The organism is Pseudomonas sp. E141 (genome assembly GCF_052659885.1).
Genome location: NZ_CP084024.1, coordinates 4,698,609 through 4,712,881, shown reverse-complemented (window position 1 = coordinate 4,712,881; position 14,273 = coordinate 4,698,609). Strand labels below are relative to the sequence as shown.

Annotated in this window: 16 protein-coding genes; 9 read left to right on the top strand and 7 right to left on the bottom strand. The window is 59.0% G+C overall.

Going from position 1 to position 14,273, the window contains the following annotated elements:
• Positions 1–59 precede the first annotated feature (59 nt).
• On the bottom strand, positions 60–956 hold the full coding sequence (locus tag GKKCFE_RS21040; RefSeq protein WP_188251021.1) for a GlxA family transcriptional regulator: 897 nt from the start codon (positions 954–956) through the stop codon (positions 60–62).
• Positions 957–1,201: 245 nt separating this feature from the next.
• Here GKKCFE_RS21040 and GKKCFE_RS21035 point away from each other — a divergent pair, with 245 nt between their 5' ends.
• Complete coding sequence (locus tag GKKCFE_RS21035) at positions 1,202–2,338, top strand: acyl-CoA dehydrogenase family protein (protein ID WP_047228576.1); 1,137 nt, start codon at positions 1,202–1,204, stop codon at positions 2,336–2,338.
• Between the two features lie 133 nt (positions 2,339–2,471).
• Here the strand turns inward: GKKCFE_RS21035 and GKKCFE_RS21030 are convergent, their stop codons facing one another.
• On the bottom strand, positions 2,472–3,512 hold the full coding sequence (locus GKKCFE_RS21030; RefSeq protein WP_047228575.1) for an NADP(H)-dependent aldo-keto reductase: 1,041 nt from the start codon (positions 3,510–3,512) through the stop codon (positions 2,472–2,474).
• A 245-nt stretch (positions 3,513–3,757) separates the two neighbouring features.
• Here GKKCFE_RS21030 and rplM point away from each other — a divergent pair, with 245 nt between their 5' ends.
• From rplM to GKKCFE_RS20995, 7 genes are all read left to right on the top strand, one after another.
• The gene (gene rplM / locus GKKCFE_RS21025) at positions 3,758–4,186 is read left to right on the top strand and encodes a 50S ribosomal protein L13 (protein ID WP_003205365.1); all 429 of its coding nucleotides are present in this window, start codon (positions 3,758–3,760) and stop codon (positions 4,184–4,186) included.
• Positions 4,187–4,200: 14 nt separating this feature from the next.
• Complete coding sequence (rpsI, locus tag GKKCFE_RS21020; RefSeq protein ID WP_003205364.1) at positions 4,201–4,593, top strand: 30S ribosomal protein S9; 393 nt, start codon at positions 4,201–4,203, stop codon at positions 4,591–4,593.
• A gap of 256 nt (positions 4,594–4,849) precedes the next feature.
• Positions 4,850–5,443 carry a ubiquinol-cytochrome c reductase iron-sulfur subunit gene (gene petA / locus GKKCFE_RS21015; protein WP_047228574.1) on the top strand — a complete coding sequence of 198 codons (594 nt, stop codon included), beginning with the start codon at positions 4,850–4,852 and terminating at the stop codon, positions 5,441–5,443.
• The gene (locus GKKCFE_RS21010; protein WP_047228573.1) at positions 5,443–6,654 is read left to right on the top strand and encodes a cytochrome b; all 1,212 of its coding nucleotides are present in this window, start codon (positions 5,443–5,445) and stop codon (positions 6,652–6,654) included. The genes petA and GKKCFE_RS21010 overlap by 1 nt, the downstream gene beginning before the upstream one ends.
• On the top strand, positions 6,654–7,436 hold the full coding sequence (locus GKKCFE_RS21005) for a cytochrome c1 (RefSeq protein ID WP_047228572.1): 783 nt from the start codon (positions 6,654–6,656) through the stop codon (positions 7,434–7,436). Before GKKCFE_RS21010 ends, GKKCFE_RS21005 begins: the two co-directional genes overlap by 1 nt.
• Before the next feature lie 149 nt (positions 7,437–7,585).
• Positions 7,586–8,203, top strand: coding sequence for a glutathione S-transferase N-terminal domain-containing protein (locus GKKCFE_RS21000; protein WP_047228571.1), 618 nt, complete (start codon positions 7,586–7,588; stop codon positions 8,201–8,203).
• A gap of 16 nt (positions 8,204–8,219) precedes the next feature.
• Entirely contained in the window at positions 8,220–8,633 is a 414-nt protein-coding gene (locus GKKCFE_RS20995; protein ID WP_047228570.1) for a ClpXP protease specificity-enhancing factor, read from the top strand.
• A gap of 642 nt (positions 8,634–9,275) precedes the next feature.
• Here the strand turns inward: GKKCFE_RS20995 and GKKCFE_RS20990 are convergent.
• The 5 genes from GKKCFE_RS20990 to GKKCFE_RS20970 all read right to left on the bottom strand — a co-directional run bounded on the left by GKKCFE_RS20990 (position 9,276) and on the right by GKKCFE_RS20970 (position 13,124).
• A complete protein-coding gene (locus tag GKKCFE_RS20990) occupies positions 9,276–9,440 on the bottom strand; it encodes a hypothetical protein (RefSeq protein ID WP_445578079.1) in 165 nt (54 codons plus the stop codon).
• A gap of 230 nt (positions 9,441–9,670) precedes the next feature.
• The gene (locus GKKCFE_RS20985) at positions 9,671–10,249 is read right to left on the bottom strand and encodes a BON domain-containing protein (protein ID WP_047228807.1); all 579 of its coding nucleotides are present in this window, start codon (positions 10,247–10,249) and stop codon (positions 9,671–9,673) included.
• Positions 10,246–10,839 carry a phosphoheptose isomerase gene (locus GKKCFE_RS20980; RefSeq protein ID WP_007928463.1) on the bottom strand — a complete coding sequence of 198 codons (594 nt, stop codon included), beginning with the start codon at positions 10,837–10,839 and terminating at the stop codon, positions 10,246–10,248. The genes GKKCFE_RS20985 and GKKCFE_RS20980 overlap by 4 nt, the downstream gene beginning before the upstream one ends.
• A gap of 111 nt (positions 10,840–10,950) precedes the next feature.
• Positions 10,951–11,313 (bottom strand): YraN family protein, encoded by a 363-nt coding sequence (locus GKKCFE_RS20975; protein ID WP_047228808.1) that lies wholly within the window; start codon positions 11,311–11,313, stop codon positions 10,951–10,953.
• Positions 11,313–13,124, bottom strand: coding sequence for a penicillin-binding protein activator (locus GKKCFE_RS20970; protein WP_107321907.1), 1,812 nt, complete (start codon positions 13,122–13,124; stop codon positions 11,313–11,315). The genes GKKCFE_RS20975 and GKKCFE_RS20970 overlap by 1 nt, the downstream gene beginning before the upstream one ends.
• Positions 13,125–13,333: 209 nt before the next feature.
• On the opposite strand from GKKCFE_RS20970, the gene rsmI reads away from it, so the two are divergent.
• Positions 13,334–14,206, top strand: a complete 873-nt coding sequence (rsmI, locus tag GKKCFE_RS20965; RefSeq protein ID WP_139049184.1) for a 16S rRNA (cytidine(1402)-2'-O)-methyltransferase — start codon at positions 13,334–13,336, stop codon at positions 14,204–14,206.
• The last annotated feature ends 67 nt before the right edge of the window (positions 14,207–14,273 follow it).

The following is a 14,273-nucleotide window of genomic DNA, read 5'->3' as shown; positions in this document are numbered from 1 at the left end:
TGATACACCGCTATCGCGAGCAGGCTCGCTCCCACATTGGACTGTATTCAACCCTTGATTCACGCCGCCTGCTGAAATTGCTGTCGATACTGGTTCGGCGATAACTCGGTATGTTGGCGGAACAGCCGTGCGAAGAAGCTTGCATCGTCGTAGCCGACTTCATAGCTGATGGTCTTGATGCTTTTGCGGCTGCCGGACAACAAGCCCTTGGCGGTTTCTATACGCAGCCGTTGCAGGTAATGCAGCGGTTTGTCCCCCGTGGCGGTCTGGAAGCGGCGCATGAAGTTGCGGATGCTCATACCGTGCTCCCGAGCGACGTCCTCAAAGCGGAACTTGTCGGCGAAGTGTTCTTCGAGCCAGTGCTGGATCTGCAGGATGATCACATCCTGATGCAGTTTCTGGCCCCCGAAACCGATTCTTCCCGGTGAGTAGCTGCGCTGCACTTCATAGAGAATGTCTCGTGCCACGGCCTGGGCCACGTTGGCGCCGCAGAACCGTTCGATGAGGTAGATATAGAGGTCGCAGGCCGAGGTCGTGCCGCCGGCGCAGAACAGGTTGTCGGCGTCGGTCAGGTGCTTGTCCTGGTTCAGGTGGACCTGGGGGAAGCGCTCCTTGAAGGCGTTGAAGAACCGCCAGTACGTGGTGGCTTCCTTGCCATCGAGCAGCCCGGCCTCGGCCAGCCAGAACACCCCGGTCGCCTCGCCGCAGAGCACTGCGCCACGGGCATGCTGTTCCCGCAGCCAGGGCAGGACCTGCGGGTAACGTTGGCAGAGGGTGGCGAAATCATCCCAAAAAGCCGGGAGGATGATCACATCGGTATTTTCCAGGCCGCCGTCCACCGGCATGATCACGTCGCTGAAGCTGTTCACCGGTTTGCCGTCGGGGCTGACCAGCCGCGTTTCGAACGCCGGTGTCAGGCCGTGGCCCAGTTGTTTGCCGTAGCGCAGGCTGGCCAGGTGGAAAAAATCCTTGGCTTGCATGAGGGTGGAAGCGAAAACCCGGTCGATAGCCAGGATGCTAACGCGCCGCAAGGGCGTGGAGATGTGCTTGGACATAGTTGATCTTTATTTTTATAGGGGAAAGTGGTCACCAGACGGCTGGATCGTCTTATTTTTTGTCGGATGTGTCCAGTGTCCTGTCATCCCTCGCAGGCTTAGGCTCTGTTGGATAACCCCCTCGAACAATAATGCAAAGGTGCGCCATGATCCCCAGAACCCTGTTCAGTTCCGAGCACGAACTGTTTCGCGACAGCGTACGAACCTTCCTCGAAAAAGAAGCGGTGCCGTACCACAGCCAGTGGGAAAAACAGGGGCATGTGGATCGTCAGTTGTGGAACAAGGCGGGGGAGGCGGGGATGTTGTGCTCGCATCTGCCAGAGGCTTATGGCGGGCTGGATGCCGATTTTCTCTACAGCACCGTGGTGATTGAAGAAATTGGAAGGCTGGGGCTGACGGGCATCGGCTTCTCGCTGCACTCCGACATCGTGGCGCCCTACATCCTGCACTACGGCAGCGAAGCGCTAAAACACAAGTACCTGCCCAAACTGGTGTCTGGTGAGATGGTCACGGCCATCGCTATGACCGAGCCGGGCGCCGGTTCCGACCTGCAAGGCGTGAAGACCACGGCGGTGCTGGAGGGTGATGAGTACATCATCAACGGCTCGAAGACCTTTATCACCAACGGCTTTCTGGCCGATCTGGTGATTGTGGTTGCCAAGACCGATCCGAAAGCAGGCGCCAAGGGCACCAGTCTGTTCCTGGTGGAGGCGGGTACGCCTGGCTTCGAAAAAGGCAAGCGTCTGGAGAAGGTCGGGATGAAGGCTCAGGACACTTCGGAGCTGTTCTTCCAGGATGTTCGCGTGCCCAAGGAAAACCTGCTGGGGCAGGCCGGGATGGGCTTTGCCTACCTGATGCAGGAACTGCCCCAGGAACGCCTGACGGTGGCTATTGGCGGCCTGGCGTCGGCCGAAGCGGCGCTGCAATGGACGCTGGACTACACCCGCGAGCGCAAGGCTTTTGGTAAATCCATCGCGGACTTCCAGAACACCCGGTTCAAACTGGCGGAAATGGCGACCGAGATCCAAATCGGTCGGGTCTTCGTCGACCGCTGCCTGGAACTGCATCTGCAAGGCAAGCTCGACGTGCCGACGGCGGCGATGGCCAAGTACTGGGGCACCGACCTGCAGTGCAAGGTGCTCGACGAATGCGTGCAGTTGCATGGCGGCTACGGGTTCATGTGGGAATACCCGGTCGCCCGGGCGTGGGCCGACGCGCGGGTGCAGCGCATCTATGCCGGGACCAATGAAATCATGAAGGAAATTATTGCGCGGTCGCTTTGATGTCGTAGTGACTGTTAGACCGCTATCGCGAGCAGGCTCGCTCCCACATTGGATTTATGTCTGACCACAACATTGTGATCGACACAGAGCCCATGTGGGAGCGAGCCTGCTCGCGATGGGGGCTATGAACTGATCAAGGCGCCGGGTTCGGCTGATCCTTGTGAATCGCCTCGATCCCCGCCAGCACTTCATCGGACAGCTTCAGGTCGAAGCTGGCGATGTTGCTGTCCAGTTGTTCCAGCGTGGTGGCGCCAATGATGTTGCTGGTCACGAATGGTTGTCGGGTAACGAAGGCCAGGGCCATCTGTGCCGGGTCCAGGCCGTGTTCCCGCGCCAGGGCCACATAACGACTGCATGCGGCTTCCGATTGTGGATTGAAATAGCGCATGAAGCGGCTGTAGAGCGTCAGGCGGCCCTTGGCTGGCCGTGCGCCGCCTTCATACTTGCCCGACAGGAAACCGAACGCTAATGGCGAGTAAGCCAGCAGGCCACACTGTTCGCGGATGGCGATTTCCGAAAGCCCGATCTCGAAACTGCGGTTGAGCAGGTTGTAGGGGTTCTGGATCGACACTGCCCGCGGCCAGCCACGGGCTTCGGCCAGGGCGAGGAACTTCATGGTGCCCCACGGCGTTTCGTTGGACAGGCCGATGTGGCGGATCTTGCCGGCCCGGACCTGCTCGTCCAGGGCCTCGAGGGTTTCCTCCAACGGGGTGAAATCTTCGTCGGCCTTGTGCTGGTAGCCCAACTGGCCGAAGAAATTGGTGCTGCGTTCCGGCCAGTGCAGTTGGTAGAGATCAATCCAGTCGGTCTGCAGGCGCTTGAGGCTGGCGTCCACCGCTTCGACGATATGGCGGCGGTTGTGCTTGAGGTTTTTGTCGCGGATGTAGTCGATGGTGTTGCCGGGGCCTGCGATCTTGCTCGCCAGGATCCAATCGGCACGGTCGCCGCGGCTCTTGAAATAATTGCCGATGTAGCGCTCGGTGGTGGCGTAGGTCTCGGCCTTCGGCGGTACCGGATACATCTCGGCGGTGTCGATGAAATTGATCCCGGCACCCTTGGCGCGTTCGATCTGGGCGAAGGCCTCGGCCTCGCTGTTCTGCTCACCCCAGGTCATGGTTCCGAGGCACAGGGCGCTCACGTTTAGATCGGTACGGCCTAGCTGGCGATAATCCATCGGGAACTCCTTGGGCAAAACAATCATAAAAGCAGGTTGAATTATTTTTCGCAATCTGCATAATTGCGCACCTCTTTCTGCAGTGGAAGTGATGCGCCGCCGCCGAAGAATCTTGCCGTTGAACGGACGCGCCGACCCGAGCCCCCGAAAGCGTCTGTATCCGGCTGCCTTTGACTTGTCAAAGTACGCACTATTCAGTAAGATCCGCCGTCTAATTTACAGGGCGGCCCCTGAGGCTATAAAGAATGAAAACTTTTACTGCTAAACCGGAAACAGTAAAGCGCGACTGGTTTGTCGTCGACGCTGCTGGTCAGACCCTGGGTCGTCTGGCCACCGAAATCGCGAGCCGTCTGCGTGGCAAGCACAAGCCTGAGTACACCCCTCACGTCGACACCGGTGACTACATCGTCGTCATCAACGCTGAGCAAGTACGTGTTACTGGCGCTAAAACCACTGACAAAATGTACTACTCCCACTCCGGTTTTCCTGGCGGCATCAAGTCGATCAACTTCGAAAAGCTGATCGCCAAAGCCCCTGAGCGCGTGATCGAGACCGCGGTTAAAGGCATGCTGCCTAAAAACCCACTGGGTCGCGACATGTATCGTAAGCTGAAGGTTTATGCGGGCGCTGCTCACCCTCATACTGCTCAGCAGCCCCAAGAACTGAAGTTTTAACGGAATAGTTCATTATGTCGGCGACTCAAAATTACGGCACTGGCCGTCGCAAGACTGCAACCGCACGCGTTTTCCTGCGTCCGGGCACTGGTAACATCTCCATCAACAACCGCTCCCTGGATAACTTCTTCGGCCGCGAAACTGCCCGCATGGTAGTTCGTCAGCCGCTGGAACTGACCGAGACCGTCGAAAAATTCGACATCTACGTCACTGTTATCGGTGGTGGTGTAAGTGGTCAAGCTGGCGCAATCCGCCACGGCATCACTCGCGCACTGATGGATTACGACGAAACTCTGCGCGGTGCACTGCGCAAAGCCGGCTTCGTAACTCGCGATGCTCGTGAAGTTGAACGTAAGAAAGTCGGTCTGCGTAAAGCGCGTAAGCGTCCGCAGTACTCGAAGCGTTAATTTCGCTTTCGCGTTCAAAAGGCGCCCAGTTCCTCACGGAGCTGGGCGTTTTTTTATGCGCGAAAGATTTATGCTGTGACAACTTGCCACATCCGTGAAGCCCCTATACTACAAGGCTTGGCGGTTGGGTCGCTTGGTAATTACCTTGTCAGAACTGGGGCTTTTCATTACCATTCGGCAAAATTTTTATAAGTTCAGATTTTTACTTAGTAGACGCCTGATTTAACAGGCCACAAAGCTGATGGGAGAGGACTGAATGAGCAATGACGGCGTGAATGCAGGCCGGCGTCGCTTCCTGGTAGCAGCCACATCCGTGGTGGGTGCTGCAGGAGCGGTGGGGGCTGCGGTCCCGTTCGTGGGGTCATGGTTTCCCAGTGCCAAGGCGAAAGCCGCAGGTGCACCGGTGAAAGTGGATGTCAGCAAGATCGAGCCAGGCCAGCAGATGATTGCTGAGTGGCGCGGTCAGCCGGTGTTCATCGTCCGCCGTACAGAGGAAATCCTGGGGAATCTGAAAAAGATCGAGGGCCAGTTGTCTGACCCTACCTCCAAGAACTCGACGCAACCGACCTATGTCGATCCGGAGACACGCTCGATCAAGCCGCAAGTCCTGCTGCTGATCGGGATTTGTACGCACCTGGGTTGCTCGCCAACGTTCCGTCCTGAGGTAGCCCCTGCCGACTTGGGCAAGGACTGGGTCGGTGGTTATTTCTGCCCTTGCCACGGCTCCCATTACGACCTGGCGGGTCGCGTCTACAAATCGCAGCCTGCACCTCTGAACCTGCCAGTTCCCCCGCATTCCTATGAGACCGACGACATCATTGTCGTTGGCGTCGATACGGAGACAGCGTGATGAGCAAATTCATGGATTGGGTTGATGCGCGCTTTCCCGCGACCAAAATGTGGGAAGACCATCTCAGCAAGTATTACGCTCCGAAAAACTTCAACTTCTTCTACTTCTTTGGCTCCCTGGCATTGCTCGTTCTGGTCAACCAGATCGTCACCGGTGTCTGGCTGACCATGAGCTACACCCCTTCGGCGGAAGAAGCGTTTGCCTCCGTCGAGTACATCATGCGCGACGTCGAGTACGGCTCGATCCTGCGTCTGCTGCACTCCACCGGCGCTTCGGCGTTCTTCATTGTGGTTTACCTGCATATGTTCCGTGGTCTGCTCTACGGTTCGTACCAGAAGCCACGGGAGCTGGTGTGGGTCTTCGGCATGCTGATCTACCTGGCGCTCATGGCGGAAGCCTTCATGGGCTATCTGCTGCCGTGGGGTCAGATGTCCTACTGGGGCGCCCAGGTGATCATCTCGCTGTTCGGTGCAATCCCGGTCATCGGTGATGACCTGACCCAGTGGATTCGTGGTGACTACCTGATCTCGGGCATTACCCTGAACCGCTTCTTCGCCTTGCATGTGGTGGCCTTGCCGATCGTGATCCTCGGTCTGGTGGTGCTGCACATCCTGGCGCTGCACGAAGTCGGCTCGAACAACCCCGATGGCGTGGACATCAAGAAGTACAAGGACGAAAACGGTGTACCGCTGGACGGCATCGCCTTCCACCCGTACTACACCGTCAAAGATATCGTCGGCGTGGTGGTGTTCCTGTTCATCTTCTGCTCCATCGTGTTCTTCTTCCCTGAGATGGGTGGTTACTTCCTCGAGAAGCCTAACTTCGAGCAGGCGAACGCCTTCAAGACCCCTGAGCACATTGCTCCGGTCTGGTACTTCACACCGTTCTACGCGATTTTGCGGGCGGTTCCGGACAAGCTGCTGGGCGTCATCGCCATGGGTGCAGCGATCGCCGTGCTGTTCGTCCTGCCGTGGCTGGACCGCAGTCCGGTCAAGTCGATGCGCTACAAAGGCTGGCTGAGCAAAATCTGGCTCTGGGTGTTCTGCATCTCGTTCGTGATCCTGGGTGTGCTGGGCGTACTCGCTCCAACGCCGGGCCGGACGCTGCTGTCGCAGGTCTGCACCTTCCTGTACTTCGCCTACTTCATTCTGATGCCGTTCTACACCAGGCTCGAGAAGACCAAACCGGTTCCGGAAAGGGTGACTGGCTGATGAAAAAGCTATTTTCTGTACTGATTCTTGCTGCTATGCCTGTACTGTCCTTTGCGTCCGCATCCGGTGGTCCTGAGCTGGAAAAAGTCGACATTGACGTTTCCGACAAAGCTGCCATGCAGGATGGCGCGCGTACGTTCGCCAACTACTGCATGGGCTGCCACAGCGCCAAGTTCCAGCGTTACGAGCGCGTAGCTGATGACCTGGGCATTCCCCATGAGTTGATGCTCGAGAAGCTGGTGTTCACTGGCGCCAAGCTGGGCGATCACATGAACATCGGCATGCAGCCGGCAGACGCCAAGACCTGGTTCGGGGCTGCACCGCCCGACCTGACCCTGGTGGCACGCGTGCGTGGCACCGACTGGCTCTACGGTTACCTGCGTTCGTTCTATGAAGATCCTGCGCGTCCTTGGGGCGTGAACAACAAGGTCTTCCCGAACGTCGGCATGCCAAACGTTCTGGTCGGCCTGCAGGGTCGCCAGGTGGTAGGCTGCAAACAGGTTCAAATCGTCGAGGACGGCAAGAAGCAATACGATCCGCTGACCGGCACCGCTTTGACTCACGAAGCCTGCGACCAGTTGACCGTGTTGCCGAACACCGGCAGCCTGACTGAAGAGCAGTTCGACGAGAAGGTCAAGAATCTGGTGACCTTCCTGGCCTACTCGGCCAACCCGGTGAAGCTGGAGCATCAGCGCATCGGTACTTATGTGTTGCTGTATTTGGCGTTCTTCTTCGTATTCGCTTACCTGCTCAAGCGCGAATACTGGAAAGACGTGCATTGATAAAGCTGTAAACCGTTGCTGTTAATCGTGCGCGCCCAAGGGCGTCTCTGGATGTAACGAACCTGGTCCGCCGGGTGTTACGGGAGGCGCCCTTTGGGCGCGCTCGTTTTTCCGTTTTTCGATAATTTCAACAAGCGAGGAGGATCGCCATGGGCGTGACCAATCGGTTGGCCTGTTACTCCGACCCCGCCGACCACTACTCCCACCGGGTACGCATCGTACTGGCAGAGAAGGGTGTCAGCGCCGAGATCATTTACGTCGAAGCGGGCCGTCAGCCGCCGAAGCTGATCGAAGTGAACCCTTACGGCAGCCTGCCCACGCTGGTCGATCGTGACCTGGCATTGTGGGAGTCGACAGTGGTGATGGAATACCTGGATGAGCGTTATCCGCATCCGCCTTTACTGCCGGTATATCCTGTTGCGCGGGCCAACAGCCGTTTGCTGATCCATCGCATCCAGCGTGACTGGTGCGGGTTGGTGGACCTGATCCTGGATTCACGAACCAAAGAACCTGCGCGGGTCGTGGCGCGCAAAGAATTGCGTGAAAGCCTGACTGGCGTATCGCCGCTGTTCATCGACAAGCCATTCTTCCTCAGTGAGGAACAAAGCCTGGTGGATTGCTGCCTATTGCCAATACTCTGGCGTTTGCCGATTCTGGGTATTGAACTGCCGCGGCCTGCCAAGCCGTTGCTTGATTATATGGAGCGCCAATTTGCGCGTGAGGCATTCCAGGCGAGTCTGTCTGGTGTCGAACGTGACATGCGCTAAGGCTTAGGGAGCCGCTATGAACTCCAGTCGACCTTATCTGGTCCGCGCGCTCTACGAGTGGATTGTGGACAACGATTGCACCCCGCATATGTTGGTCAACGCCGAGTATCCATCGGTGCAGGTGCCGCAGGGTTTTGCCAACGATGGGCAAATTGTCTTGAACGTATCACCGGCCGCTGTGCGTCACCTGCACATGGACAATGACGCGGTCAGTTTCGAGGGACGCTTCGGGGGGGTGCCACACACCCTGTACGTGCCTATCGCCTCGATCCTGGGGATTTATGCCCGGGAGAATGGTCAGGGTATGGTGTTCGAGCTGGAATCGCCGTTGGATGGCGAAGAAGAGTTCGAGGCTGATGATGACCTGCCGCCACCGGATGACGAGCCGCCGCGTCCTAGCGGGCGGCCTAGTTTGAAAGTGGTGAAATAAGTGGCCGGGGTATGAAAAAAGCCATCCAGCCATAAGCCGGGTGTCGCAACTTGGTTAAGAAAATGCCCGTATCGTGAGATGTGGGCATTTTTTTTGTAGTGTCATGGTTGGTGTGTATATCCATTTCTTCGGTAACGGCTGCTTATGGTTCCGCCCTTACGGCGGGTCACTTTCGAAGAGCGCGAAAGTAACCAAAGCGCTTTGCCCCACCACTCGGCACCTCGCTTAGGCTCGGTGTGCCCTCACTCCGGCATTGCTTCGTGGGCCGCCGCGAAGGGCCATCCATGGCCCAGCGCGGCTATCCCGGCATCCATGCCGGGATGCCCACTGCGCAATGCCTGCGTTCGGCCAGCGTGGTTTAACGGGGCGTCGAGATCAAGATCAAGATCAAGATCAAAAGCAGAGCAAGAGCGGGGTAGATGCCAGTATCTATTTAGCTGAACTACCGCTATCGCGAGCAGGCTCGCTCCCACATTGATTTGTGGGGGCTCACACATCTGCAAGCGACACAAAAACCTGTGGGAGCGAGCCTGCTCGCGATGACGCCGGTACATCCAAGCATCACTGTAAACTGACCCTCCACTTTCGCGAGCAAGCTCGCTCCCACAGGGGAAACCCGTTCGCTCCAGAACAGGCCGGCTGTCAGGCCGCCTCGTTTTTGATTTTGATCTGGGGCGCCCCGTTAACCACGCTGGCCGAACGCAGGTATTGCGTAGTGGGCACCTCGGCATGGATGCCGAGGTAGCCGCGCTGGGCCATGGATGGCCCTTCGCGGCGGCCCACGAAGCAATGCCGGAGTGAGGGCATGCCGAGCCTAGGCGAGGCACCGAGTGGTGGGGCAGGAGCGCTTTGGTTACTTTCGCGCTCTTCGAAAGTGACCCGCCGTAAGGGCGGAACCATAAGCCGCCGTTACCGCAGCAACGGATATACACACCGATCAAACCTCCCCCCCCCCCCAAAAAAAAATGAAGCCAAAAAAAACGGCGCTTTCCGTCTAGGAAGAAGCGCCGTTTTTCTTGAGTACCTGAAGTTCAGTATCAGTCAATGTACTCAAACAACTTGACGATCTTCTGCACCCCGGAAACCCCTTGCACCAGATTGGTCGCCTGCGCAGCCTCCTGCTTGGTCAGCAGCCCCAGCAGATAGACGATGCCATTCTCAGTCACGACCTTGATGCGCGAGCCGGGAATGCTGGCGTCGGTGAGCATCTGCGTCTTGATCTTGGTAGTCAGCCAGGCATCGTTCTGACGCGCCAGCAACGAGGAAGGTGGCAGGACCTGCAGTTCGTTGTGCACGGTCTTGACCCGCTGCACGGCGCTTGCAGCCTGTTCGGCCTTGGCCTTGAGGTCCGCGCGTGGGGTCTGGCCGGCCAGCAGCACGACACCGTTGAAGCTGGTGACGACGATGTGCGAGTTGTTGTCCAGGTCCGGGTCGGCCTTGGCGATGTTCACGCCTGCCTTGGTTTCGATCAACGAATCGTCGATCTTGCTGCCGAAGGTGCGGGTGCCGCGGTCGTCTTCAATCGGCTTTTCCCGGCTGGCGTTAACCACCGATGTGCAGCCGCTGATGCCGAGGCACAGGGTCAGGGCCAGAAGGCCTAGGCGATTAGGGGTCATTCTTCACTCCCGAACAGTTGGCTGTCGATCAAGTCGCAAAGACAATGAATCGCCAGCAGGTGGACTTCCTGAATGCGTGCAGTGACATTGGCCGGTACGCGAATCTCGACGTCCTCAGGCAACAGCAGTGACGCCATGCCGCCGCCATCGCGACCGGTCAATGCTACGACAATCATTTCGCGATCATGTGCGGCCTGGATCGCCTGAATAATATTGGCCGAGTTGCCGCTGGTGGAGATCGCCAGCAACACATCGCCGGGCTGGCCCAGGGCGCGGATCTGTTTGGAGAACACTTCGTTGTAGCTGTAGTCATTGGCGATCGAGGTGATCGTCGAGCTGTCGGTGGTCAATGCAATGGCCGGCAGGCTGGGGCGCTCGCGCTCGAAGCGGTTGAGCAGCTCCGATGAGAAATGCTGGGCGTCGCCGGCAGAACCGCCATTGCCGCACGAAAGCATTTTGCCTTCGTTGAGCAGGGCGTTGACCATCACTTGGCTGGCTTGCTCGATGTGCGGTGCAAGTACGTCCATCGCCTGTTGCTTGGTGTCGATACTGGCCTGAAAAAGCTGGCGAATTCGCGATTGCATGTCCATCTGTGTGACCTTAAGTAGCGCGGCTTATCGGCACAAGCATGTGCGGCGCGCAAAGCAAAGAGCAAAAATTGGGTGAAGGTGTCCGGCTCGGCTCGTCATGGGTGTTGACGTTCAACTGTCGAAGGCATTCTGCAACCAGTTCAACTGATCGGCGTTGCTGTCGATGGCAACCACGTCGAAGCGGCAGGGATGATCGGCCCAGCGAGACTCGATTTGCAGGAAATACTGCGCGGCGAAAACCAGCTTCTGGCGCTTGCGTGCATCGATGCTGTCGAGCGCGCCACCCCATTGAGTATTTTTTCTGTAGCGGACTTCGACGAATACTACTGTATCGCCGTCAAGCATGACCAGATCAAGCTCGCCACGTTTACACAGCCAGTTCTTCGCCAGCAGCCGCAGACCTTGTTGCTGAAGATGCGCGAGAGCCTGGCTCTCGGCATCCCGTCCGCTTTGCTGGCGAGATCGGTCAGGCATCAGCGCTGAGTGTCTGGCAGGCGCTGCACCTGACCGTTGACGAATTCGGCCCACGGCAGTTGACGTTGCACGCGCTGGGACTGCGACACTGCCAGGCTGCCCGACAACCCCTCGATGCGGGTGTCCGGTAATGTCTTTAGCTGACCCAGGCGCGGAGCCAGACGATAAGCATCCGCTCCCATCGCGTACAACCGACCCAGGCTACCGCCGGCCTGGGGCCACTGGGCGGTGACCTGCTTGCGCAGCGGGTCGTTGGCATCGAGCAGCCACGGGGTTTCGCAGAAGCGCACGCCGCTCATGTCGTTGTACTGATTCTGGTCGCCACTGGCGCTGAACACATGCGACGTGGCGTACACAGGTACGTCGCCGGCGTACTGGAAGTTCAGGGTCGGCTTGATCTGCTGGGCCTGTTGCGGGGTCGAGGCCAGGAACAGGAATTCGATGTCCTGGCGGCGGGACGGCTGGGCCGCGACGGCGGTGTCGACTGTGCTTTGCAGGCGCTTGGCGCGACCTTCGCTCTGGCGCAGATGGAACATGTCGGCAATCTGCTGGGCCAGTTGTACGGGTTGATCGATACGTTCGACAGCGATGATGGTGCCGCCATTGGCCTGCCAGTCCTCGCTGAAGGCTTTGAGGACGCGATCGCCCCATTCACCTTTTGGCACCATGACGGCGGCACGATGCAGGCCGTCCGTACGGGCGCGACGCGATACTTCGCGGGCTTCGTCTTCCGCGGCCAAGCCAAACTGGAACAGTTGGGCCGGGCCTTGCTCGCCTTCGCTGTAATTGAGCGCGAGGGTCGTGATCGGCAGTTGCGGGCGGGTGCTGAGCTGCTTGACCAAGGGTTTTTCCAGCGGGCCGACCACCAGTTGCACGCCGTCGGCCTGCGCCTTGCGATAGAAATCATCCAGGGAGGTCAGGCGCGAGCTGTCATAAAACTGAATGCTTGGCGGGTTCTGCCCGGCCTGTTGGGCCTGATAGTGGGCAGCCATGAAACCTTCGCGCAGAGCTCTTGCGACCGAGGACAGCGGGCCATCCTGGGGGAGCAGCAAGGCGATCTTGCTCAGGGGCTGGCTCGCCAGTTCCTTGAGCTTGACCAGCGGCGTCGGCAGCTGGAGCGCGGCCGGGTGCTTGGGGTTCTGCTCGCGCCAGCTGTCGATAGCCGCCTGTTGCTGTTCCAGCGTACCGGCAGTTTTTACAGCCTGGGCCAAACTCAGCCAGCCACCCAGGTCGTCGGTGGTGGTCGGTTGCAGTTGATCGGTGGGCAGCGAGGCGATCAACGACCAGATCGCCTCGTGGTTTTTCGCCGCCGCTTCGTTTTCAAGCAGGGGCGCAATGAAGATCCGTTCCTTGGCGGCTGCCAGGGTCTGGCCATCGGCCTCGAGGGCGCGGGCGTGGACGGTGCCGGTGCGGACCTGCTGTTCCACCGGTAGCTCGCCCAGGTGCTGCAGGCTCGGGTGGCTCAGGGCGCTCAGCGCTGCTTTGGGTTGATTGCGCGTCATTGCCAGTTCGGCCGCCAGGGTGCTGGCGAAAATCTGCTGGCCGGGCTTGAGTTGCTCCATCGGCACCTGTTGCAGGATCTGCGCGGACTGGCCGGCATTGCCCTGGCGGTAGGCCAGGTCTGCTGCACTCAGGCGCAACAGGGCGGCTTTTTCCGGGGTTTTGCTTTGAGTGGCCTGTTCGAGCAACTGCTCGATACTGGCATCCGGGGTCCGTGGAAGTTCGCCAAGGCTGGAGGAGGGCGAGCTGGCGCAGGCCGCCAGAAGGGCAGCGAGGCAGAGGGCGGAGAGCAGCCGCAGGCAAGCGATCATGTAAATGTTCCTGATACGAGATCAAATTAGCGTCGAATTGTACCCAAGCACTGGCCGGGGCGCGATGTTAGTGGCGTGAATCGATCAATTTAGGTATTTCAAATGTTGCGGCGCAGCACGGCAGGTCGCCGGACAGCGAGGCGCTGCGGGCAGTCGTGACGCACACTACGCGCTACAATGGCGGTTTTACCGATCATGAGGTGTGCGCTTTGACTGCTCCAGGTGCTTTGAATTCCGCTGCCGGCTCGCTTTATGTGGTGGCGACGCCCATCGGCAACCTGGACGATATCAGTGCCCGGGCGCTGAAAATCCTGCAGGAGGTGGCCCTCATTGCGGCCGAAGATACGCGCCACTCTCAACGCTTGTTGCAACATTTCGGCATTTCAACGCCGTTGGCGGCCTGTCATGAGCACAACGAGCGGGAAGAAGGCAGTCGTTTTATCACTCGTTTGTTGGCGGGCGATAACGTCGCGCTGATTTCCGACGCGGGTACACCGCTGATTTCCGACCCTGGCTATCATCTGGTGCGCCAAGCTCGGGCGGCCGGTATCAACGTAGTGCCGGTGCCGGGGGCGTGCGCCTTGATCGCAGCCCTTTCGGCGGCGGGCCTGCCGTCGGACCGTTTCATTTTCGAAGGTTTTCTGCCAGCCAAGGCGGTGGGGCGACGGGCGCGCCTGGAGTCTATAAAGGAAGAGCCGCGTACGTTGATCTTTTATGAGGCGCCGCACCGCATCCTTGAATGCCTGCAAGACATGGAGCTGGTGTTTGGTCCGGAGCGCCCGGCGCTGCTCGCCAGGGAGCTGACCAAAACCTTCGAAACCCTCAAGGGGTTGCCGCTGGCGCAGTTGCGCGCCTTCGTCGAAGGCGATAGCAACCAGCAGCGCGGTGAATGCGTCGTGCTGGTGGCGGGCTGGACGGCGCCGGACAATGAAGAGACCGTCAGCAGTGAAGCGATGCGCATCCTGGACCTGCTGCTTGAGGAAATGCCCCTCAAGCGCGCTGCCGCTCTCGCGGCGCAAATTACCGGCGAGCGTAAGAACGTCCTGTATCAGGTCGCGCTGGAAAAACAGAAGGGCCAGTGAAACCGGGGCGCGGGGCTGGCCAAGGGCTTTTAGCGCTTGTTCTTCGGCCGCTCTGCCGTTAACCTTC